Here is a 20,654-nt window from a genome sequence, read left to right on the forward strand (position 1 = left end):
CCAACCATACGAACGGAATCTCCTTTTCGTGCCAGACACTCTTTCGTGCGTTAAAGAACAGACGGGTGTCTGACACCCTTCATCGCTTTAACGTGTGATAGAATGGTGTTGAGCGGGAGGTATCTCTTGAAAATTAGCTATGAGTGGGTGAAAATAAAGGGTAATGTAGTTAACTGTGAAGGAGTGTTTTGGAGTGAATATTGAAATTTTAAAGTGTCATGGGTCGAACAATGATTTTGTGTTAATAGATGAAATGACTGGAGCTTACGCTTTTTCAGAGGAGGACAGGGTCGCCATTGCGAAATCTCTTTGTGACCGTAACAGCATTGTGGGAGCGGATGGAATATTGTTCGTCCTACCGAGCGATGTGGCGGAAGCACAGATGCGAATGTTTAATCCAGACGGATCAGAAGCGGAAATGTGCGGGAACGGTCTACGTTGTGTGGCGCGTTACGTAACCGAGAAACTGGGGAAAGATGAGGTTGTGATTGAAACCCCTGAAGCAAACTTACCTGTTGTGAAGAAAGAAGAAATGTATGAAGATATTCCTTCCTTTGAGGTTAACATTGAACCGGTCTCATTCGATGCAGCATCTCTTCCGCTGAAATCAGCGCATCAAATTCACATAGAACAACCGATCCCTGTATTGTCTAAGGATCTGACATTTACAGCGTTAAGTGTACCGAATCCACACTTAATTACGGTGGTACCTGAAATACATGATGAGAACTTATCTTGGTTAGGGAAAGTTGCGAATCAGGATAAAGAGTTGCTCCCAAATGGTGTGAATGTAAGCTACGTCCAGCCATTAGGAGACCAGAAGATTTTTGTTCGTACGTATGAGCGTGGTGTAGGACTGACCAACGCATGTGGCACAGCCATGTCAGCTTCAGCACTTACAACGGTTATTGTAGAGATGAATCAGTTGAATGAAGAGATCTTTGTCTTTAATCGAGGTGGATTCGTGATTTGTACGGCTTTAAAAGACGGAGATGATTATGTAATTAAACTGCGTGGAAATGCAACATACGTCTATCAGTCAACCGTACAACTCGATGTAGCTTCAGGCGAGGTTAAAGAAATGAAAGACCGAACGTTATTTGAGATGGAAAATCACGCCTATGCAAAAATGCAATCCTACGCACAAGAACAGATTACTCTATAATTTGAAATGGCCCTCCCCCGCATTGGTGGAGGCTTTTTCATACAAGGAACAGATGCATCGTGCTAAAATGAAAGTGAAATTATGAATATATGGAGCGTTGTTATGATCACAACTTTATTATGGATAGCCCTCATTGTCAGTATTGTTATTACGATTTTCCGAGCAATTAGACGGAAAAGGAAATATGGAAAAATCGGTGGATTTAAGAGTTATTTGTCTTCGATTAGTTTGTATGCTACCGCGTTAGTCAATTTGGTGGCGGCTCACATGGACAAGCTAGGGATCGTGAGCTGGACGCTTACGCTGATTTTTATTCTATTAGGTGCTTATTTTACCAAATTTATCCCTGCAGAAGAGAAATCTCCATTCGTTAAAGACTCATAATCGAGCGTGAATTGCCTCATACTAGAAGTAGGAGGCGATGTAGATGAGTGAAAAAATCGTAGCAGTCCGAAAGAATAACGAAGGTTCAATCGTAGAGATGAAATTATCATCAGGACAAGTTGTAGGCTATAAAGAAGCGCAACAAATGGCGCGAGATGGTCAAATTGAACATGTGAACCTTATTCGTGGTAAGGACAACGAAGAACATCTGCGAAGCGAACCAGACGGAGACCCAACGAATAACTTAGCCAACTTACCATTATTCTAAAGAACCCAAACCCTCTGGCCTATCAGCCAGAGGGTTTCTTATATTCGCTCACTTTAATGTAGTAAAGTAAGATAGCGTGTCAGACACCCGTCAGTGCTTTAGAGCACGAAAGGGTGTCTGACACCGTGTAGTGCGTTAACGTGATAAAGCCTTTGGGGCCGTAGGGATGGGATTTTTTGCGGGGGGTTGCTTTTTTTGGTAATAGGTTTTATTATCAGTTAAAATAGGGATAATTGTTTGGGTGAATATCCTGTTGGGGTAATGGTTCAAATAGCAAGGACATCGAAAGTGGGTGACATAGATGGAGCGGATTTCTTTTATTCAAATGTTGAGTGCAAGATTTGATGAAGAACTCGTAGATTACGCTGAAAGGCATAATGGGCTGAAAGAGCCTAAAGTAAAGAATTGGGACCCAATGAAGGCAGAGGGGCTTTACGAATTAATGCGCTTTGACTGGAAACAGGATGAGGAAGAAGTGTGGTCATGGATCTTAAAGGAGTGGCAATTCTGGAAGAAGGCAAAAGCCAACTCAAACGTTGTATTAATACGCGGATCGAAATACTTCCAGGCACTCCATCCAGAAAGCAGCGGCATGCATGTTTGGTGGACGTTGTTTGATGAAATTGTACTTGAGGTATTGCGTCAAAAAGTCAAATGGTACAACAATTAAGAAGCTGCTTTCGGGTGGAAGCAGTTTTTTGTGTGCTATTAAGGTGAAAGGCGGTCATGGACTAGGCGCTTAAGGAAGAAAAGGTGGGTAAGATATGCATTTAGAAGCATTTATGAGAGTATTTGAGGATTATACGGATTCGATCCATAACTCCTTACATATTACCTTCTCTTTTAACGGGGATTATCAAATTGCCGTAGGAAAAGGGGAAGACCAAAAAGTGGTGCCTTTAACGCTAGAGCACCTTCAACTTCTTCATCAGTCCATAGGAGATCATTTAGAACGCCACGCATTTCGGAGTCAGCTTATCGAAGACATTGTACAATACGCTCTAAGCGTTCCGACAGTTGATGGCTTGAGAAGTTTCCTCCATGAAGTTCATCAAATCGAAGGAATTGATGTAGTCGATATTGGAGAGCAGATTAAGAGAAATTCTCCTGCTTTTATGACGGACTTTCTGGATTCTCTGATGAATGATATTGTACGAGAACCACAGCAAATGACGGAATCATAACGATAATAAAAAGCTCCCAGTAGGGGAGCTTTTTTTTGTTGGAATTTTTAAGATATGAACAAAAAATATGCCAGTAAAGTGGAGGTTTTGTTAATTTTTAGAGAATGTTTAGATTGATGCTTCCGATTACGGGGTAAAGAGTAAATAGAAAATTTAGAAGAATAGGGACAAGTAAACGAAGGAGGCCAACGATGGGATACAATGTAACCCAAAAATTAATTCAGGACCATCTTGTAAAGGGTGAAATGACACCCGGCGAAGAAATCGGACTTAAGATTGACCAAACTCTTACACAGGATGCAACAGGAACAATGGTTATGCTTGAGTTAGAAGCCATGGGACTTGATTACCGCAAAACGGAAGCTTCTGCTCAATATGTGGATCATAACTTAATTCAAGAAGACAGTAAGAACCCAGATGACCACCTATTTCTAGAAAGCGCTGCACAGCGTTTTGGGCTTCATTTCAGCAGACCCGGAAATGGAGTGAGTCACCCTGTTCATATGCAACGTCTGGCTAAACCAGGGCAAACACTGCTCGGATCAGACAGTCATACGTGTGCGAATGGCTGTATGGGAATGCTTGCGATGGGAGCAGGCGGAATTGATGTAGCTATGGCGATTGCCGGTGAGCCATTTTACGTAAAAATGCCTGAGGTATGGGGTGTTTATGTTAAAGGAGAACTGCCTGATTGGGTCAGTGCCAAAGATGTTATTCTTGAAATGCTGCGCCGTCATGATGTAAAAGGTGGAGTTGGCAAAGTGATTGAATATTATGGACCAGGTTTGAAAGAGTTATCTGCTATGGACCGCCACGTTATCGCAAATATGGGAGCTGAACTCGGAGCAACGGGAACTGTATTCCCATCAGACGAAGTGGTGAAGAATTACTTAAAACGACAAGAACGAGAAGAGGACTGGAAAGAACTTATCGCGGATAACGATGCCGAATATGATCTGCACGAAACCATTAACCTTTCAGAACTTGAACCGTTAATTGCGAAACCGTCTAGTCCAGGAAATGTTGTACCGGTTCGTGAAGTAGCAGGAGAGCCGATTTATCAATCCTATATCGGTTCCTCAGCCAACCCGGGTTATCGTGATTTCGCAATTGCTGCTGAGATCGTGAAGGGGAAATCGATCGCTCAAGGCGTATCATTCGACCTTAACCCCACATCTCGCCAAATGCTTCAAGACCTTGTGAAGGATAATCATATCGCAAGTCTCTTATCAAGTGGCGGTCGCTTGCACCAAGCGGGTTGTAACGGATGTATTGGTATGGGACAAGCACCGGCTACAGGGCGAAACAGTCTTCGTACGACACCGCGTAACTTCCCAGGGCGTTCTGGTACGAAAGAAGACAGCGTATTCTTATGTAGTCCAGAAACAGCTGCGGCTTCAGCGCTTTACGGAAAGATCGTAGACCCTCTCGACCTAGGAGAGTATCCGAAGGTTGAGGAGCCAGCGCAACCAACTGTGGATACAAGTTTACTTGAATATCCATTACCAGAAGACGAGGCAAAATCAGTTGAGCTCGTTAAAGGACCAAACATTGCCTCCATACCAGAAATGGATGAATTGCCAGACCAGCTTGAACTCCCTATTTTGCTTAAGATGGGAGATAACATCTCAACGGATGAAATCTTAGCAGGAGGCGCGCGCGTATTGCCATATCGAAGTAATCTGCCAGAGATCAGTAAGTTTACTTTCGAAATTGTCGATGATACGTATTATGACCGTGCCATGGATACGAAAGAAAAAGGAGGCCACGCCATCGTCGGCGGCTATAACTACGGGCAAGGATCTAGCCGTGAACACGCTGCACTCGCCCCTCGTTACCTTGGTTTAAGAGTAGCAATTGTTCAAGACTTTGCGCGCATTCACTGGCAAAACCTTGTGAACTTTGGCGTACTTCCACTAACCTTCTCAGAAAGCGAAGAGGCTGAGAAATTAGAGCAAGGTGATGTGATTCAATTTAATGGTCTGCGCGACGCCTTGCAAAATGGTCAAGACCTTACAGCTACCATTAAAGGAAAAGATCAAACCGTGAAGCTCCGTCACACTTTATCCTATCGTCAAGTCGATATGATGTTAAAAGGCGGTCTGATTAACTGGACAAAAGAAAAAGCCTAACGATCAAAAGTCAGCTCCATTCAGGAGCTGACTTTTTTATGGTGCTGAACCAGAGTAGAAAGATCAACGGTTCGACTTCATTAGTGAACATACACATTTTCTTGTCGAAAGATTGCCCGGGAAATGGAACCTGGGCTGATTTTTTAGTAAGAAAGAGTCGCTCTCTTACCCTCTTAAATCAATTAAACCATTCCCCTCGGTGCTTTTAGACAGACCAAGATCCCGTGTGTGTTTAACAACTAAAGCGAAGAGTTCCGGCTCAGTAAGGGTCCGTTCGAATTCTTTATTCCCTTTTTCAAGAAGTAGCGCTGCAGCGCCCGCTACGTGAGGCGTTGCCATAGAAGTTCCTGAAAGTCGCGCGTATTGATTTCCAGGGTAAGTGGATAAGATGTCTACACCAGGCGCAACAAGGTCGATTTCATCATTGGTATTGGTGAAATCAGCCATCTGGCCTTCATAATTAACAGCCCCCACCTGGACAACTTCTTTATAAAAACCTGGATACATGCGTTCTGTGGTTCTGGCATTGCCATCCCCCTCATTTCCTGCAGCACACACCACGAGGATGTCTTGTTGAACAGCCCGCTGAATCGATTTGTGTAGCAAGGAATAGTCTCTTTTTCCTCCGAACGACATGGATATAATTCGGACTCGTTCTCCTCGTGGTCCGCGCCACTTGGTCGCATACTGAATGGCTTGAATAATGGTTTGATAAGACGTTTCTCCGTTTTGATCAAATGCTTTTAATATAAGCAGTTTGGATTTAGGAGCAACACCAGCCACCCCGTATTCATTGAGGGAAGCGGCAATGGTACCAGCTACGTGGGTTCCATGACCATTCTCATCTGTCACATCTCTACGACTCCCACTTGTGAAATTGTGCCAGTCGATAATGGAAGCCTCTAAATCAGGGTGGTCGATCTGGCACCCTGAGTCAATCACCGCTATTACAGACCCGTCTCCTTCGTAGCCTTCCTCCCACAGTGTCTGAGCGCCAATCATCTCCACGCCTCGGGGCGCTTCTTCGTTTCTTTGTAATACTTCCTGCATTGTAAACGGTATGAGCCTCATTTTAGACATATTCATTCCCCTTCATGTTGGTTCTACTGTATTACATTCAAAAGGAATGAAGATGTGCCTAATCATTTTCAATGAAAGTGGGAACTGTTCCTATACATAAGAGGGGAAGATAGAGGCATACCAAATGAGAAAGGAGGTTAAAACAATGGCTCGACGAAATAAGTTATTAGTACCAGAAGCAAGACAGGGTCTTGATGCTTTAAAAGCCAAGCTCTCTCATTCCAACAATCCTGAAGAGGCAAAATTCGAAGTAGCAAAAGAACAAGGCGTCCCTCTCAAGAAAGGGTACAATGGGGATTTAACGTCTAAGGAAGCAGGGAAAGTTGGGGGGAACATGGGTGGTAAAATGGTCCGTGAGCTAGTTAAGATGGCTCAACAACAAATCAATGATCAACACAAGAAATAAGCACATACCAAAAAAAGCTCGCAGACGACACTGCGAGCTAATCTTTTGAAGCGGCTATTTCCCTTATAGATACAGAAGAATTCATTTCTTCTAAGAAAAGAGAAGCAAAATAGGGGTCCCACTGGGTTCCGCTACCTTCTTCGATAATGGTCAGTGCTTTCTCTTCAGGCATTCCTTTACGATAAGGGCGGTCGGAAGTCATCGCGTCATACGCATCAGCGACAGCCATTAACCGTCCGAATACAGGAATGTTCTCACCGGAGAGTTGGTCCGGATAGCCTTTTCCATCAAATCGTTCATGGTGGGACCGCACGCCCGGCAAGACAGGGAGAAGGTCTTTAGGCAAGCCGACTTGCTGTAATATGTTATACCCAATGACAGGATGTTCTTGGATTTTAGAAAATTCCTCCTCCGTTAGTTTTCCTTCCTTCAGAAGAACGTGGTCTCGGACACCAATTTTTCCGATGTCATGCAATAGAGCAGATTTACGTAACATTTCTATTTGGTCAGAGGAAAAACCAGCCCGTTTCGCTATACGAACTGAATAATCAGCAACCCGTTCAGAATGTCCAGCTGTATAAGGGTCGCGGGCATCTAGTGTTGCAGCAAAAACAGTAAAGAAACTTTCAATTAATTTGTCATTTTTTTCATCTCGTTCTTTAATGCCAGCTACCATATGATTAAATCCGTTTACAAGGTGCGAGAACTCATCATCGTATAAGTTTTCCATGGATTCAAAGTGTCCTTGATAAACGTTGTCAAAGCGTTCTTGCAACTCCTCTATAGGATGTTGGATGTTTTTAAATAATAAGATCGCGCCAGCTAATGAAACAATCAAGACTACACTCACAATTAGAGAAGCCCAACTCCAATAGTTTGAAAGCATTTGATTCCCATTTTCTGCGAAACGAATTTGAGAGGCTAATACAAACAAGAGTACAGGGAACAAAGCCGTGAAAACGGCACTACCTAGAAGTTTGGCGCGCATGCTGAGTTGATTTCTTTGATCAATGCTTAGAGTGATCCCGTAGTTTCTCTGACTTTCTGTTGTTAAGTATTGAAGGATCGGACGAATCGAACGATAGGTTAAGAAAAATTCAATCATGGCGTGCATTAAAGCAATCAAAACGGCACCGCACCAGGCTAATCCAATGTAATAAAGAGGCAGGTTCACAACACCTAAAATAATGAGCACGATTGCCAGGAGAGAGGCAGGTACTGAAAACCCTAACAAATGCGGGCCTAGAATCCGTTGGACAGTCAGAACAGGAAAACGGTGAGCTGTCCTGTAAGCAAGTTGTAACTCGGCTTCTGTAGCTCTTTGTTGTTTAAAAAACACCTTCCTAATTGGTGTAGCATGTTTGTGGTAGAGTAAGAATTCACTGTAAAGCATGATGGTTACAGACACCGTCATGATGATTAACAAGTATCCCATTTCTACAGAGGATAAATGTAATGTATGAAAAATAAACATACTTCCGACGCCAAATACGGCGATGAAAGAACCGATTATATAGTTAATAAGCATTTTACGTTGAAACGTTTGAAACAACGGCAAGAAGCCTCCTCAGAATACAGGGTAGATAGTCCTATTATACCAAATGATTCCTCTTTAGAAAGGAAGAAATATGATAACGCCTTATTTTTAATTCGAGACACTCAAGATGTTTTAAAAATATTGATAAAAGGTATAGGTGAATAGAATTCATACAGGAGGTTTTTTGAGTGACTCGATTACAAGATAAGATTGCGATTATTACAGGAGCAGCAACAGGAATTGGTCAAGCCACTGCTAAACGATTCTCAGAAGAAGGCGCTACAGTCATTTGTGCTGATGTGGATCAGGAAGGAATCGAAAACACCGTGGCTGAAATTGAGGATAATGGAGGCAAAGCAGAAGCATATTACTTAGATGTATCAAGTGTCGATAGTGTTCAATCATTTGCCGATCAAATGAAAGAGAAATACAAAAAAATTGATATCCTCTTCAATAACGCTGGCGTAGACCAAGAAGGGGGTAAAGTCCATGAATACCCAATTGAATTATTTGATAAGATCATCAACGTTGATTTACGTGGCACGTTCTTAGCAAGTAAATTCCTCATTCCATTAATGCTTGAAGATGGAGGATCTATTATTAATACTTCCTCAATGTCAGGCCAGGCAGCAGATTTAGACCGTTCGGGTTATAATGCAGCTAAAGGTGGAATTACAAACTTCACTAGAGCAATGGCGATTGACTATGCTCGTGAAGGGATTCGCGTCAATTCCATTTCACCAGGCACAATTGAAACACCTTTAATTGATAAATTAGCAGGTTCAAAAGAGCAGGAAGAAGGGCAGGAATTCCGTGAAGCGCAAAAGTGGGTGACCCCTATGGGCCGCTTAGGTGATCCAAGTGAGATGGCATCTGTCGCCCTTTTCCTCGCGTCAGATGATGCATCTTACGTAACAGGAGAAGACATCACAGCTGACGGTGGTATCTTAGCCTACACATGGCCAGGCAAAATGCTCATAGATGAAAGCTGGAAAAAAGGAACAAAATAATATTCACCACCAAAAGGCAGCTCACAACCCGAGCTGCCTTTTTTCTATTCAACCACTCATTAACACACTACTGCATGAAAGCGTGCCAGACACGCGGTGTTTCACTACTGTACTAAAGCGTGTCAGACACCAACTGTTCCACTAACGCGCTAAAGGGTGTCTGACACGCGTTTGTTCTTTATAGAGGTAAAGGGAGGGGCCAAGGGTCGTCTGATGTTTTGGGTTGTGGTAGACTACTAGAAAAGAGTTGGGGGGAGAGGGATGAATAAGCAGGAGCTACAACGTCATTTGCCTACGCTTGAAACAGAAAGGCTAATACTGCGGCCTTTAACACATGGGGACAAGGAGGATCTCTTCGAATACGCCTCACGTGATGAGGTGTCTCGTTTTGTTCCATGGTCCACACATGAGTCTATTGAAGATACCGATGAATTTTTGCATTTTATTCTTAGTTCAGAAAGAGGAGAACGACTATCACCCTGGGCTATGATTGAGAAAGATTCAGGGAAAATGATCGGAACAATTGATTATGTCTCCTGGCGTGAATCTCACAGGAATGGAGAGATTGGGTATGCCTTATCGAGTGATTACTGGGGGAAAGGTTATACCACAGAAGCGGCAAAAAGAGTCGTACAATTTGGGTTTGAAGAAATGAACTTACATAAGGTTACAGCACAAGTTCTTGTGGAAAATCTTCAGTCCCAACGCGTCCTCCAAAAGATTGGCATGAAGCTTGAAGGAGTACTGCAGGAGCATATGTACATGAAAGGTGCTTTCCGGGATATGGCCCTCTATGGCATAGTAAAAAAATAAAAACAAAGCTTAAAAAGCCCAATTTTCTAGTCATCTAGAAAATTGGGTTTATTTTATTTCCTAAATTTTCTTGACGGGAAGGTCGTTTAGTTATATGGTTAGTTACATAAGTAATGAACCAACAAAGAAGGTGAATACATGGATCGTGAATTAGCCGTCGATAAACCGATCTTTCAACAGATTGCTGAGAAGATTGAATCGAGCATCCTTGAAGAATCGCTACCTGAAGGAGATCGGGTGCCGTCGACAAATGAAATTGCTAAATTCTATCAAATTAATCCAGCCACAGCAGCAAAAGGCATAAACTTATTAGTAGATGAAGGTGTGATCTATAAGAAGAGAGGGATTGGCATGTTCGTAACAGAAGGGGCCAGAAAGATTGTCTTACAAAAACGGAAAAGAGATTTCTTCCACGATTACATCGTTCCGTTACGTAATGAAGCCATGAAGATCGGCATAACCGTTGAAGAGCTTCAAGAGCTTTTACAAGAGGAGGAATCGTAATGAACGTAGACTTTCAAAATGTAACAAAAAAATTTGGGTCAACAACAGCATTGGATGGAGTTACTGTTCAGTTTGAAGAAAATAAGATTTATGGATTGCTAGGCAAGAATGGGGCGGGGAAGACGACCCTCATGCAGCTTCTGGCGGGGCACATTCTTCCGACAAGTGGTGATGTAAGAATAGGAGGGGATTCCCCTTTTAATAATCGAGACGTCCTGCGTAATCTGTGTCTGATCAATGAAAGCAGTAATTTTAAAAGACGGTTAAAAGTAAAAGACGTTTTGAAGGTTGCGGCAATGTTTTATCCTAGTTGGAGTCATGAAACAGCCGATCGTTTATTACAAACCTTCTCTTTACGAACTAATCAAAGTACTAAAGGACTCTCAAAAGGGATGGAATCAGCACTTGGTATTATTATTGGTTTAGCGAGTAGAGCTAAAGTTACGATTTTTGATGAACCTTACATCGGTCTTGATGCATCAGCTCGGTATATGTTTTATGACGTCTTGTTAGAAGAGTATGAGGAGTATCCTCGGACGATCATACTGTCCACTCACCTAATAGATGAAGTAAGTCAGTTATTCGAAGAAGTTATTGTTCTAAAAGATGGCAGAGTGCTTCTTCAGCAACCAGCAGAAAACATGGTCCAAAAAAGCATCAAAGTAAGTGGAAAGTCTTCCGTGGTAGATGAATTTGCTAAAGGGAAACAGGTCATTGAAGAAAAGAGCATGATGGGAATGAAAACCGCGATTCTTTACGGAGAATATATCTCATTAGATGAAGCGAAGTCGCTCGGATTAGAAGCTGAACGAAGCACCATTCAGGATGTCATGGTTCACCTGACGAACATGGAAGGGGGAAAAGCGTATGCTTAAAGATTTGAGAGCTGTTCTTTATTATCTGATTGTGGATTACCGCTTTTCGTTTATGGTGTTTTTCTCTATTATGTCGGCGAGCCTGATCGTACTTGCTGGGATCTCCCTAGTGGCCGAAGGAACGACCATTTATGTATTCCTTAGTGTCATTACGCTTTGGTTCTCGTTTATTTGTGGATTTAATATGACGCGTGAGACGTTCCCGTTCCTTATTAAAATGGGGATAACAAGAAATCAGTATATACTCGGCGGAGCTTTATTTACAGGTGTGTTTTCTTTAGCTATTTCGATCATGGTTTTCATCATTCAGCATATCATGAATGCGTTCATAGATGTCGCAAACCTAACAAACATTGCCAATTATACAGCATTTGATTATCTTCCTATTCAAGAAACTATCCTGAATGAATTGTGGCTTGTTGCTCTGGTCAATTTCCTCGTGATTTCACTTGGTTTCGTCTTAGGCTCTGTCTTTTATCGGTTTGGAATGATCGGAGGAGTGTCCACCATCATTGGTGTTTTCTTTTTGTTTATGCTGCCTGAATCGCGAAGCATCATCGTTGATTTTCTCTCATCCATGAAAGGTCAGGACTTCGAGATCCGATATACTTCGATCCTGATCCTAAGTTTAGTGTTATTCTTGCCAAACTGGACCCTGTTACGGAGGGCATCTACTATTTCAGCCAGACTTCGATAGAAAGAGGTGATCATTCGTGCAACCATTTACAGAATCAGTATTGAAAGTTTTGAAACAAATTCCAGAGGGGCGCGTTATGACCTATGGACAGGTAGCAGAAGAAGCGGGAAATAAACGGGCAGCCAGGCAAGTTGCCCGTATTCTTCACTCCATGAGTCAAAAGGAAGACTTGCCTTGGCACCGTGTCGTGAATGCGAAAGGAGAAATAGTAGTGAGCGGAGAAGAGTCCTCTTTTACCCAGAAAGATTCTCTCGAACAAGAAGGCGTTTGTGTGCAAAATAATCGCGTGTCTCTTGCTCATTACCGCTATCATCCATAGGAATAAAGGATAGGAGAGAGTTTAATTAGGACTACACTAGGGGATTACCTTTATACGTACTCATTTAAGTCGTATACAAGAGAAAGGTCGATCTTATGCATCCCAAAGTAAAAAGTGTAGTCATCCAAATAGGTATCGTACTCGTAGCAGCTGGAATCATTGTTGCGCTTAATCACTATGTGTTTCACATAAAGCCTAAACAAATAGAAGAGTGGGTGAGTCAATTCGGATTTTGGGCTCCCTTTATCTTCCTACTGATCTTTGCTGTTCGCCCATTTACCCTTGTCCCTTTATCCATTATCGCGATCTCATGTGGAATCATGTTTGGTCATATCAATGGTACGATTTATATTATTATAGGGACGACACTAGGAGCTCTCACGTCTTTCATTGCTATGAAGTATTTCTTTAAAGAACTTCACTTAAAAGAGGAAGGGCAAGAGAACTTAAAAGCACTGAAGAACGATTTAGAGGAACATGGATTTAAATCTGTCTTATTTATTCGTTTGATTCCTGGTTTAAATTTTGATTTTATTACGTACATTTGCGCCAAAACTAAAGTGAACTTATTAAAGTTCTTACTAGCAACGTTTGTTGGTACGATTCCAGGATCATTAATGTTTGGTTTTTTTGGTTCAAGTCTATTATCTCTGAAGCTTGAAAACCTTATAACATTAGGGATTATCCTTCTTGTTATGGTATCTCTTGGACTCCTAATTAAGAAATCTGTTGGCAAGAAATATGATGTCGATCAGCTTAAAGAAGAAATTAAGGACTTGAAAAAATCCTCATAATAAAAACGACACTCTCCATTGAGAGTGTCGTTTTTATTTAGGCTTTCTTTTGTCTTCTCCTTTGACGCCAAAGGGTTAATTCTAAAGCATAAATACATACAAACAACCAGGAAACTCCGAAAGCAAAGCCTGCTAGAATGTCCGTTGGAAAGTGAACTCCAAGGTAAACTCGGCTAAATCCGATTAAGAAGATGAGGGCTCCTAACAAGATATTTATAATGTAGCGAATGGACTTTTTCCACCCAGTAGTTGAAACCATATAAATCATAAATCCGTAGAAGACGATAGACCCTGTGGAGTGCCCACTTGGGAAGCTGAATCCTGTGCCATCATACTGAGCAAGAACCTCAGGCCGCTGTCTTTCGAAAATAAGTTTTAAAACCTTAGTGAGTAAACTGATACCGAGCATGTTAATAGCAAAATAAACGATGACCCAGCGACTTTTCTTTGTGAAAAAGAAAATAAACAAAGCAAATAATACAGAAGCTATGGATAAAAACATAACGGACCCGAGCTCTGTCACCCATCCAAAGAAGGTCCCAAGCCATGGAGCTTGTATGCCTTGTACCCAGTCTGTTACAAGTTGGTCAAAAGCGAACTTTTCCTCCTCGATTACGTCTTCTGCGAGTTGAGCGAATAAGTAAACAGCTAGCCCAATAATGACGAACCCAATTAAAATAATAATGATCGATCGTTTAGAGAAATCTGATGGTTTAGTTCCTTGAAAGATCAAAGAGGTTACCTCCTATATAAACTTTATAAATAGTTGTTTTTCTTTTGGTTTACCCTTTTGCTGTTCTTGTAAACAGAGCAGTATTCTAAAGAATAGTGAGCTGTATTCCAATAAACTAAAGTTCTCACCGTGTTTCCTTGATCTTCCGGCGGTTCAGTCCAGTCTATACGTTGCTAAACGGGCACTTCCGCTTTTGTTTTCATCCAGCTCCAGTGCCCAGCAACTAGTAGACTTCCCGCACCTCTGGTCGATCAGTCAACATCGGATCGCCTAAGGGCTCCCCGTGTTTCCTTGATCTTCCGATGGTTCAGTCCAGTCTATACGTTGCTAAACGGGCACTTCCGCTTTTGTTTTAGCATGAATTGTGAGAAAATAATGGATATTTATAATGGAGGAGTATGATGCATGTGAGTGAACAAGGGATTATCTCGCAAACGATAGAACCCCGTACGAGGGAAACGTTAACGAACGATTTACGAGATATGGGAGTTTGTGAGGGAATGACGGTACTCGTGCATTCTTCTTTATCGGAAATAGGTTGGACAAGTGGAGGGGCTGTTGCGGTTGTTCAAGCGCTTATGGATGTGGTCACATCTAAGGGGACGATCGTAATGCCTGCTCAGTCGGGTGTGTTATCAGATCCTGCAGAATGGGAGAATCCTCCTGTACCAGAAGATTGGTGGGAAACGATTCGAAACACGATGCCTCCTTTTGATCCTGACACAACCCCCACATCAGGTATGGGGCAGATTGTTGAGGTATTTCGTTCCTTTAAAGGCGTGAAGCGGAGTAATCATCCAGCTGTTTCGTTTGTAGCTTGGGGTCGTGAGGCCGATTTTTTGATGGCGAATCATTCTTTACATAACGGATTAGGTGAATCTTCTCCCCTTAGGAAGTTGTATGACCAAGAAGCTCACCTTCTCTTTATCGGAACAGGGTACGATACTGCGACAGCTTTTCATCTCGCAGAATATCGCATCCCTTATCAGAAAAAAGTTCAAAAAGGAGCACCTATACTTGTTCAAGATGAACGCGTTTTTGCACTCTATGAAGATATCGTCTATCGTGAAGAGTTGTTTGAAGGAATTGGGCAAAACCTAGAGAAGCAGATTGCCATTACGAAAGGAAAAATTGGGTCTGCTGATTCGAAATTATTTCATATGAAGCCGAGCGTAGATTTTGCTGTGGAGTGGCTTCGTTCTTATGATCAAAAGTGAAAGTGGGAATGAGAGATGTTGAAGCAATTTGAACATGTAAGAGGGTGTAATATTTATACGAAGCGTTTTGGTTCTGGTGAGCCGATCGTTTTTTTACATGGTGGTCCCGGTGCAAGTCACCGCGTTTTTTTACCGCACATCGAACCCTTGTCAGAAGATTACGAGCTTTATTTATATGATCAAAGAGGATGTGGTCGGTCCGATGATACCGATTCTTCCTATACCATGGAAGAAGAGGTGGAAACCCTCGAAGCATTACGTAAAGTGTGGGGACTTGAACGCCTCACCCTTGTAGGGGAGTCATGGGGATCTGTCCTCGCCTTGCAATATGCCAGCACCTATCCAGCCCGTGTAAAGAAACTATTTCTAACAGCAGCGATAGGTGTTGATGCAAGAGGCTACAAAGAATTTCCTAAACAATTACTTAAGCGTATGAATCTTCAAGATCGGTTGAAGTTTTTATACCATGACCGTAAAGGACACTCCGATGAAGTAATAAAGTTAATTGAACCCTATTATGTGTATGATGAGTCTTCTTTAATCCGTAAAAAACCTTTTGGGATTCATAAGAAGGTAAACGAACAAATCGGACAAGACCTTGTAAAGCACTATAATCTTCGCCCGTTTCGTGATGAACTTCAGTCTATCCCAATACGGATCGTTCAAGGGAGTCATGACCTCTTGTCGCCCGAGAAGACCCAAAAAACAATGAAGCATGTGTTACCTCACGCTCAGTACATTCGCCTGGATGAGTGTGGACACTGGAGCTTCATTGAAAAACCCGAGATGATGAACCATTTATTACGAGAATTTGTAGAAGTAACGTAATTGGGAGGAATATAGAAATGAAAAAAGTATGGATTGGACTCATGTCACTCTTGTTCATAACCCTTGTGGCGTGCTCAGATGAAGAAGGGACGAAAGAAGAACCCCCTGAACAAGAGCCTGAAAAGACTTATGAAAAGGAGGACTTGGTTGGCACATGGAACGGAGCGATCGAGGTGCCAGATCAACCTCTGCAAATCATTGTTGAGTTTGATAAGGAGGAAGAGTTAACGGGGAATATAGATATTCCAAGACAACAGATTGAAGATTTCCCTTTAACCAATATCTCCCTAAATGAAAACGAGGTTACGTTTGAAATGGCTTTATCTGGCACCCCTATGCCCTTTAAGGGTTCAATAGAAGAAGGAAAGATTACGGGTACTTTTACGCAGTCAGGTCAAAGCTTCCCTTTTACACTTGAAAAGGGTGAAAAAACAGCTAAGCAAGAAACCCCATCAAAGGATACGTTTTTATCAATTGATACCGAAGAGGGGAAATTACAAGGTGCGCTTATGACCCCTGATGAACAATCGGAATACCCTGTTGTACTCATTATTCCAGGGTCTGGCCCAACTACACGAGACGGGAACTCTGCCATGATCCCTGGAAAGAATGATAGTCTTTTAAAAATCGCTGAAGCGCTTAAGGAAGAGGGAATCGCGAGCCTACGGTACGATAAAAGAGGGGCTGGGAAAAATGCGAGCCTCGTCAATGAATCGGATCTCCGATTTGAGCGTTTTGTTAAAGATGCAGGTATGTGGATCGAACTTCTGAAGAAAGATGAGCAGTTTACTAATATCGCAGTTCTTGGTCATAGTCAAGGTTCGCTTGTTGGAATGATGGCGGCTGAAGACTCTGATATAGATGCCTACATATCTGTGGCAGGGCCAGGAAGACCGTTTGATCATGTGCTGCTCGATCAGCTAGAGCGGGCATTGCCTGACAATCTTTATCAGAAGAGCCAGGGCATCGTTCAATCGATCCAAAACGGAGAGGTGGTTGAAGATATAGAAGAACCCTTGACCTCAACATTCAAGCCCTCTACTCAACCATTCTTAAAGTCCTGGATGAAGTATGACCCAGCTGAACAAATACGTGAACTCACAATGCCCACACTAATTGTCAACGGGACTCATGACCTTCAAGTACCGCCAGAAGAAGCGGAATTGTTGTCTGCTGCACAACCTGATGCTGAGCTCCTTTTAATAGATGGAATGAATCATGTATTAAAGAAAGCACCGAAAGAGGAATCAGAAAACTTGAAAACATATGAAGATCCTAAACTCCCATTAGCAGATGGATTTATGGACGGAATCGTATCCTTTTTAGAGGAAAGTTTTGGACAAGATTAAGAGTTTTCTTTGATGTAGAGAAAAATAAATAAGGAGGGAAGACGATGAAATTGTTGATTGCAGATCGGGATGAGAATGAAAGACTAGGAATAAGATGGCTCGTAACGTCGTCTTCTCTGCCATTTTCGACGGTACTCCTCGCTAGTACTGTGGAAGAAACAATTGCCATGTTGGAATCCGAACGACCGGACGTCGTCATACTCGAGCTTGATATGGTCCCGCGAAACACGTTTGAAGATCTCAAATGGCGTCTTGGTGACTATGTTCAAAAGGTCATTGTTACAACAACAGAAGCAACATTTGCTCGTGCAATGGAAGGGATTCAGCTCCATGTTGAACAACTGCTGGTGAAACCTCTTTCCCCAGCTCAGCTCCAAGGTCTATTAAAGAAAAGTCTGATAAAGCTTGAGCCAGAGCGTTCTATTAAGGATCCAGTACAGGAGAAAGATGATTATTTCTTTTATCATGAGCTCTTTGTGGAAGAGGCATCTATTCATAAAGAAACCTATACACTATTTTTAGTGCAACCAGATCAAACTAACTCTCTTAGATCACTTCACCATTCTTTGCAGGCCTATCCCTTTCAACAACCTGTGACGATTTTGCCGTTAAGCCAGCGAATGGCATGTCTTTACCCTTCTTTGGACCGGTCTCAAGTTGTAAACGAAGCTCGGCGTTTCTTGAGAGATTGGCACGAAACCTCTCAAGCTTCTATAGGTATAGCTTTTCCTGCAGCGGATCTTCAAGATCGAGGTATTTATCACCAGTATCAGGATGTGAAAAAAGGGATCGAGCTTTTCTTTTATACAGGATTCCAGCACGTATCAGAACCCAGAGAACAAGTTAGTTGGCGCTCCATTGACCCTTTTCTGAGCCCCGAAGAACAAGCTGAGTGGGAAGATATGCTAATGCTTGGAGATCAACAACGAATGAGAGACTGGATGTATCAATCCTTCCTTAACATGACTGCTCCATACCCGGATCCAGGTTTATTGAAAACGCGTTTAACGAGTATATTAGCTCACGTCAGACGTTATATGAAAACGCACCATCTTCACTTGGACCCTTCTATAGAGGAACAGTATCAGGGGGTCTTTCAATCGATTTTACATGACAGACTGTTGTATAAGATTGTTCAGGACATGTTATTGTTTATAAGCTATGTTGTAGAAGAGGTAGACGGGGAACGTCTCGATTACTATGACGTCGTGGAGAGTTGTTTAACCTACATAAAGTCAAACTTCGGAAACCCTGATTTATCCCTTGAGGAAGTGGCAGCATCGGTGAATCGAAATCCTTCTTATATCAGTTCTCTTATAAAAGACCGTAAGAAGCAGTCTTATCGAAAACTGCTTTTGGACATTCGGATTAATGAGGCTAAGCGTTTATTAGGCGCTTCAAGAGAACCTATTCAACAAATCGCAGAACAGGTAGGGTTCTCACAGTCCAATCATTTTAGCCGAAAGTTTAAAGAGGCAACTGGGGTGAGCCCCAAAGTCTTTCGTAATCAAAAGTTTAGATCATAACCTAATGAATCGATCATTCATGCGATAAATATGGGAGAAGGAGATACACATACACCTAATGTATGTGTATTTTTTTGTGTTGTTTCGTCATTCTAACTGCTTTTTCCATTCGGTATAGTGTAAGTAGACAGAAAATTAAGTGAAAAAGGGTGATCGATATGGAACTACTAAAAGGAAATCAGCCACTTAAAAGTCCAAAAGGTACAACACTTCATACAAAAGGATGGATCCAGGAAGCAGCTTTACGCATGCTTTTGAACAATTTGGATCCAGAAGTGGCAGAACGGCCTGAGGATCTTGTCGTATATGGAGGGATCGGCAAAGCGGCCAGGAATCAGGAATCTTTTCAAGCCATTATCAAAACACTCCAACAATTAGAGAACGATGAAACGATGCTTATCCAGTCAGGTAAGCCTGTCGCTGTATTTAAATCCCATCAAGATGCACCACGCGTGTTGCTAGCAAATTCAAACCTAGTACCAGCTTGGGCAAATTGGGAACACTTCCATGAGCTTGATCAAAAGGGGCTTATGATGTATGGACAAATGACAGCAGGTAGCTGGATTTATATTGGTAGTCAGGGAATCGTGCAGGGAACCTATGAAACGTTCGCAGAAGCTGCTAAGCAACATTTCGGTGGCTCTTTACAAGGGACCATTACGGTTACTGCAGGACTTGGGGGCATGGGAGGAGCTCAGCCTCTAGCTGTAACATTAAATGGCGGCGTCTGTATTGCGATTGAAGTGGATCGTTCAAGGATTCAAAAACGTCTGGATACAGGCTATGTCGATACGATGGTTGAAACATTGGATGAAGCAGTCCAGAAGGCTGAAGAAGCGAAGAAGAAAGGAGAGGCCCTTTCGATAGGTCTTCTTGGTAATGCTTGTGAACTTCTTCCGATTATGCTTGAACGTTCCTTCATACCAGACGTCTTAACTGACCAGACATCAGCCCATGACCCGTTAAATGGTTATGTGCCAGAAGGAACCTCGCTTGAAGAAGCTAATTCGTGGAGAGCATCTGACCCTAAGACATACGTTACTGCCTCTAAAAAGGCAATGGCCAAACATGTGGAAGCTATGCTTCGTATGCAGCAAAAGGGTGCTGTAACGTTTGATTACGGGAATAACATCAGGCAAGTAGCAAAAGAAGAAGGCATTGAGAACGCATTTGATTTTCCTGGATTTGTTCCGGCTTATATTCGTCCACAATTCTGTGAAGGGAAAGGCCCTTTCAGATGGGTGGCACTATCAGGCGATCCTGAAGACATTTATAAGACAGATGAAGTCATACTACGAGAGTTCAGTGACAATAAGCACTTGTGTAACTGGATTAAAATGGCTCAGGAAAAGATTCAGTTTCAAGGCCTCCCTTCAAGGATTTGCTGGCTAGGGTACGGTGAACGGGCTAAGTTTGGCAAGATCATCAACGATATGGTCAGAAGGGGAGAATTAAAAGCCCCAATCGTCATTGGACGGGATCACCTTGACTCAGGTTCTGTTGCCTCTCCTAACCGGGAAACTGAAGGGATGAAGGATGGGAGCGATGCAGTAGCAGACTGGCCAATTTTGAATGCGATGATTAATAGTGTTGGAGGAGCGAGCTGGGTATCTGTCCATCACGGTGGAGGAGTTGGAATGGGGTACTCCATTCATGCAGGTATGGTGATTGTCGCGGATGGAACGAAAGAGGCCGAAGCGAGATTAGAACGTGTCCTAACAACAGACCCTGGAATGGGTATAGCGCGCCATGCAGATGCAGGGTATGATCTCGCTATTCAAACAGCTAAAGAAAAAGGCGTACACATTCCAATGCTAGATCAGTAGAAGGAGG

Annotated in this window: 22 protein-coding genes; 19 read left to right on the forward strand and 3 right to left on the reverse strand. The window is 42.5% G+C overall.

The features are described 5' to 3' along the window. Positions 1 to 193 precede the first annotated feature (193 nt). The 6 genes from dapF to QNI29_RS08210 all read left to right on the forward strand — a co-directional run bounded on the left by dapF (position 194) and on the right by QNI29_RS08210 (position 5,133). Positions 194 to 1,165, forward strand: a complete 972-nt coding sequence (gene dapF, locus QNI29_RS08185) for a diaminopimelate epimerase (RefSeq protein ID WP_231415940.1) — start codon at positions 194 to 196, stop codon at positions 1,163 to 1,165. Positions 1,166 to 1,267: 102 nt separating this feature from the next. Continuing rightward, positions 1,268 to 1,549: a hypothetical protein gene (locus tag QNI29_RS08190; RefSeq protein WP_231415942.1), complete on the forward strand. Its 282-nt coding sequence runs from the start codon at positions 1,268 to 1,270 to the stop codon at positions 1,547 to 1,549. A gap of 43 nt (positions 1,550 to 1,592) precedes the next feature. Beyond that, on the forward strand, positions 1,593 to 1,817 hold the full coding sequence (locus tag QNI29_RS08195) for a DUF3892 domain-containing protein (protein WP_231415944.1): 225 nt from the start codon (positions 1,593 to 1,595) through the stop codon (positions 1,815 to 1,817). A 301-nt stretch (positions 1,818 to 2,118) separates the two neighbouring features. Beyond that, positions 2,119 to 2,487 carry a hypothetical protein gene (locus QNI29_RS08200; RefSeq protein WP_231415945.1) on the forward strand — a complete coding sequence of 123 codons (369 nt, stop codon included), beginning with the start codon at positions 2,119 to 2,121 and terminating at the stop codon, positions 2,485 to 2,487. Between the two features lie 94 nt (positions 2,488 to 2,581). Then, the gene (locus QNI29_RS08205) at positions 2,582 to 3,001 is read left to right on the forward strand and encodes a hypothetical protein (RefSeq protein ID WP_231415947.1); all 420 of its coding nucleotides are present in this window, start codon (positions 2,582 to 2,584) and stop codon (positions 2,999 to 3,001) included. A gap of 191 nt (positions 3,002 to 3,192) precedes the next feature. Then, complete coding sequence (locus QNI29_RS08210; RefSeq protein WP_231415948.1) at positions 3,193 to 5,133, forward strand: aconitate hydratase; 1,941 nt, start codon at positions 3,193 to 3,195, stop codon at positions 5,131 to 5,133. Positions 5,134 to 5,298: 165 nt separating this feature from the next. Here the strand turns inward: QNI29_RS08210 and QNI29_RS08215 are convergent, their stop codons facing one another. Then, the gene (locus tag QNI29_RS08215) at positions 5,299 to 6,213 is read right to left on the reverse strand and encodes a S8 family peptidase (RefSeq protein ID WP_231415949.1); all 915 of its coding nucleotides are present in this window, start codon (positions 6,211 to 6,213) and stop codon (positions 5,299 to 5,301) included. 145 nt (positions 6,214 to 6,358) lie between these two features. Here QNI29_RS08215 and QNI29_RS08220 point away from each other — a divergent pair, with 145 nt between their 5' ends. After that, positions 6,359 to 6,619, forward strand: a complete 261-nt coding sequence (locus QNI29_RS08220) for an alpha/beta-type small acid-soluble spore protein (RefSeq protein ID WP_231415951.1) — start codon at positions 6,359 to 6,361, stop codon at positions 6,617 to 6,619. 37 nt (positions 6,620 to 6,656) lie between these two features. On the opposite strand, the gene QNI29_RS08225 is transcribed toward QNI29_RS08220, so the two are convergent. Continuing rightward, positions 6,657 to 8,171 (reverse strand): HD domain-containing phosphohydrolase, encoded by a 1,515-nt coding sequence (locus QNI29_RS08225; RefSeq protein WP_354665931.1) that lies wholly within the window; start codon positions 8,169 to 8,171, stop codon positions 6,657 to 6,659. Between the two features lie 173 nt (positions 8,172 to 8,344). Between QNI29_RS08225 and QNI29_RS08230 the strand changes: the two genes are divergently transcribed. The 7 genes from QNI29_RS08230 to QNI29_RS08260 all read left to right on the forward strand — a co-directional run bounded on the left by QNI29_RS08230 (position 8,345) and on the right by QNI29_RS08260 (position 13,168). Next, positions 8,345 to 9,166, forward strand: coding sequence for an SDR family oxidoreductase (locus QNI29_RS08230; protein ID WP_231415954.1), 822 nt, complete (start codon positions 8,345 to 8,347; stop codon positions 9,164 to 9,166). A gap of 261 nt (positions 9,167 to 9,427) precedes the next feature. Beyond that, a complete protein-coding gene (locus QNI29_RS08235) occupies positions 9,428 to 9,979 on the forward strand; it encodes a GNAT family N-acetyltransferase (protein ID WP_231415955.1) in 552 nt (183 codons plus the stop codon). 138 nt (positions 9,980 to 10,117) lie between these two features. After that, positions 10,118 to 10,483 carry a GntR family transcriptional regulator gene (locus tag QNI29_RS08240; protein ID WP_231415957.1) on the forward strand — a complete coding sequence of 122 codons (366 nt, stop codon included), beginning with the start codon at positions 10,118 to 10,120 and terminating at the stop codon, positions 10,481 to 10,483. Continuing rightward, a complete protein-coding gene (locus QNI29_RS08245; RefSeq protein WP_231415958.1) occupies positions 10,483 to 11,358 on the forward strand; it encodes an ABC transporter ATP-binding protein in 876 nt (291 codons plus the stop codon). The genes QNI29_RS08240 and QNI29_RS08245 overlap by 1 nt, the downstream gene beginning before the upstream one ends. After that, the gene (locus QNI29_RS08250; protein ID WP_231415960.1) at positions 11,351 to 12,055 is read left to right on the forward strand and encodes a hypothetical protein; all 705 of its coding nucleotides are present in this window, start codon (positions 11,351 to 11,353) and stop codon (positions 12,053 to 12,055) included. The genes QNI29_RS08245 and QNI29_RS08250 overlap by 8 nt, the downstream gene beginning before the upstream one ends. A 16-nt stretch (positions 12,056 to 12,071) precedes the next feature. Further along, positions 12,072 to 12,374, forward strand: a complete 303-nt coding sequence (locus tag QNI29_RS08255; protein ID WP_231415961.1) for an MGMT family protein — start codon at positions 12,072 to 12,074, stop codon at positions 12,372 to 12,374. A gap of 95 nt (positions 12,375 to 12,469) precedes the next feature. Next, positions 12,470 to 13,168: a TVP38/TMEM64 family protein gene (locus QNI29_RS08260; RefSeq protein ID WP_231415962.1), complete on the forward strand. Its 699-nt coding sequence runs from the start codon at positions 12,470 to 12,472 to the stop codon at positions 13,166 to 13,168. A 37-nt stretch (positions 13,169 to 13,205) separates the two neighbouring features. Here the strand turns inward: QNI29_RS08260 and QNI29_RS08265 are convergent, their stop codons facing one another. Continuing rightward, entirely contained in the window at positions 13,206 to 13,901 is a 696-nt protein-coding gene (locus QNI29_RS08265) for a phosphatase PAP2 family protein (protein WP_231415963.1), read from the reverse strand. 407 nt (positions 13,902 to 14,308) lie between these two features. Between QNI29_RS08265 and QNI29_RS08270 the strand changes: the two genes are divergently transcribed. The 5 genes from QNI29_RS08270 to hutU all read left to right on the forward strand — a co-directional run bounded on the left by QNI29_RS08270 (position 14,309) and on the right by hutU (position 20,647). Next, positions 14,309 to 15,118: an AAC(3) family N-acetyltransferase gene (locus QNI29_RS08270; RefSeq protein ID WP_370635413.1), complete on the forward strand. Its 810-nt coding sequence runs from the start codon at positions 14,309 to 14,311 to the stop codon at positions 15,116 to 15,118. 15 nt (positions 15,119 to 15,133) lie between these two features. Next, positions 15,134 to 15,946: an alpha/beta fold hydrolase gene (locus tag QNI29_RS08275; RefSeq protein WP_231415965.1), complete on the forward strand. Its 813-nt coding sequence runs from the start codon at positions 15,134 to 15,136 to the stop codon at positions 15,944 to 15,946. 17 nt (positions 15,947 to 15,963) lie between these two features. Further along, positions 15,964 to 17,295: an alpha/beta hydrolase family protein gene (locus QNI29_RS08280; RefSeq protein ID WP_231415966.1), complete on the forward strand. Its 1,332-nt coding sequence runs from the start codon at positions 15,964 to 15,966 to the stop codon at positions 17,293 to 17,295. Positions 17,296 to 17,339: 44 nt separating this feature from the next. After that, positions 17,340 to 18,821 carry a helix-turn-helix domain-containing protein gene (locus tag QNI29_RS08285; protein ID WP_231415967.1) on the forward strand — a complete coding sequence of 494 codons (1,482 nt, stop codon included), beginning with the start codon at positions 17,340 to 17,342 and terminating at the stop codon, positions 18,819 to 18,821. A 158-nt stretch (positions 18,822 to 18,979) separates the two neighbouring features. Continuing rightward, positions 18,980 to 20,647 carry a urocanate hydratase gene (gene hutU, locus QNI29_RS08290; RefSeq protein ID WP_231415969.1) on the forward strand — a complete coding sequence of 556 codons (1,668 nt, stop codon included), beginning with the start codon at positions 18,980 to 18,982 and terminating at the stop codon, positions 20,645 to 20,647. The last annotated feature ends 7 nt before the right edge of the window (positions 20,648 to 20,654 follow it).

The organism is Pontibacillus chungwhensis (assembly GCF_030166655.1).
GTDB lineage: Bacteria > Bacillota > Bacilli > Bacillales > BH030062 > Pontibacillus.

What these genes read in the sequence shown, in the direction of transcription:
- QNI29_RS08190 (WP_231415942.1), top strand. Translation starts at nt 1,268, where the DNA reads ATGATCACAACTTTATTATGGATAGCCCTCATTGTCAGTATTGTTATT.
- QNI29_RS08195 (WP_231415944.1), top strand. Translation starts at nt 1,593, where the DNA reads ATGAGTGAAAAAATCGTAGCAGTCCGAAAGAATAACGAAGGTTCAATC.
- QNI29_RS08200 (WP_231415945.1), top strand. Translation starts at nt 2,119, where the DNA reads ATGGAGCGGATTTCTTTTATTCAAATGTTGAGTGCAAGATTTGATGAA.
- QNI29_RS08205 (WP_231415947.1), top strand. Translation starts at nt 2,582, where the DNA reads ATGCATTTAGAAGCATTTATGAGAGTATTTGAGGATTATACGGATTCG.
- QNI29_RS08210 (WP_231415948.1), top strand. Translation starts at nt 3,193, where the DNA reads ATGGGATACAATGTAACCCAAAAATTAATTCAGGACCATCTTGTAAAG.
- QNI29_RS08215 (WP_231415949.1), bottom strand. Translation starts at nt 6,213, where the DNA reads ATGTCTAAAATGAGGCTCATACCGTTTACAATGCAGGAAGTATTACAA.
- QNI29_RS08220 (WP_231415951.1), top strand. Translation starts at nt 6,359, where the DNA reads ATGGCTCGACGAAATAAGTTATTAGTACCAGAAGCAAGACAGGGTCTT.
- QNI29_RS08235 (WP_231415955.1), top strand. Translation starts at nt 9,428, where the DNA reads ATGAATAAGCAGGAGCTACAACGTCATTTGCCTACGCTTGAAACAGAA.
- QNI29_RS08240 (WP_231415957.1), top strand. Translation starts at nt 10,118, where the DNA reads ATGGATCGTGAATTAGCCGTCGATAAACCGATCTTTCAACAGATTGCT.
- QNI29_RS08245 (WP_231415958.1), top strand. Translation starts at nt 10,483, where the DNA reads ATGAACGTAGACTTTCAAAATGTAACAAAAAAATTTGGGTCAACAACA.
- QNI29_RS08250 (WP_231415960.1), top strand. Translation starts at nt 11,351, where the DNA reads ATGCTTAAAGATTTGAGAGCTGTTCTTTATTATCTGATTGTGGATTAC.
- QNI29_RS08260 (WP_231415962.1), top strand. Translation starts at nt 12,470, where the DNA reads ATGCATCCCAAAGTAAAAAGTGTAGTCATCCAAATAGGTATCGTACTC.
- QNI29_RS08275 (WP_231415965.1), top strand. Translation starts at nt 15,134, where the DNA reads ATGTTGAAGCAATTTGAACATGTAAGAGGGTGTAATATTTATACGAAG.
- QNI29_RS08280 (WP_231415966.1), top strand. Translation starts at nt 15,964, where the DNA reads ATGAAAAAAGTATGGATTGGACTCATGTCACTCTTGTTCATAACCCTT.
- QNI29_RS08285 (WP_231415967.1), top strand. Translation starts at nt 17,340, where the DNA reads ATGAAATTGTTGATTGCAGATCGGGATGAGAATGAAAGACTAGGAATA.
- hutU (WP_231415969.1), top strand. Translation starts at nt 18,980, where the DNA reads ATGGAACTACTAAAAGGAAATCAGCCACTTAAAAGTCCAAAAGGTACA.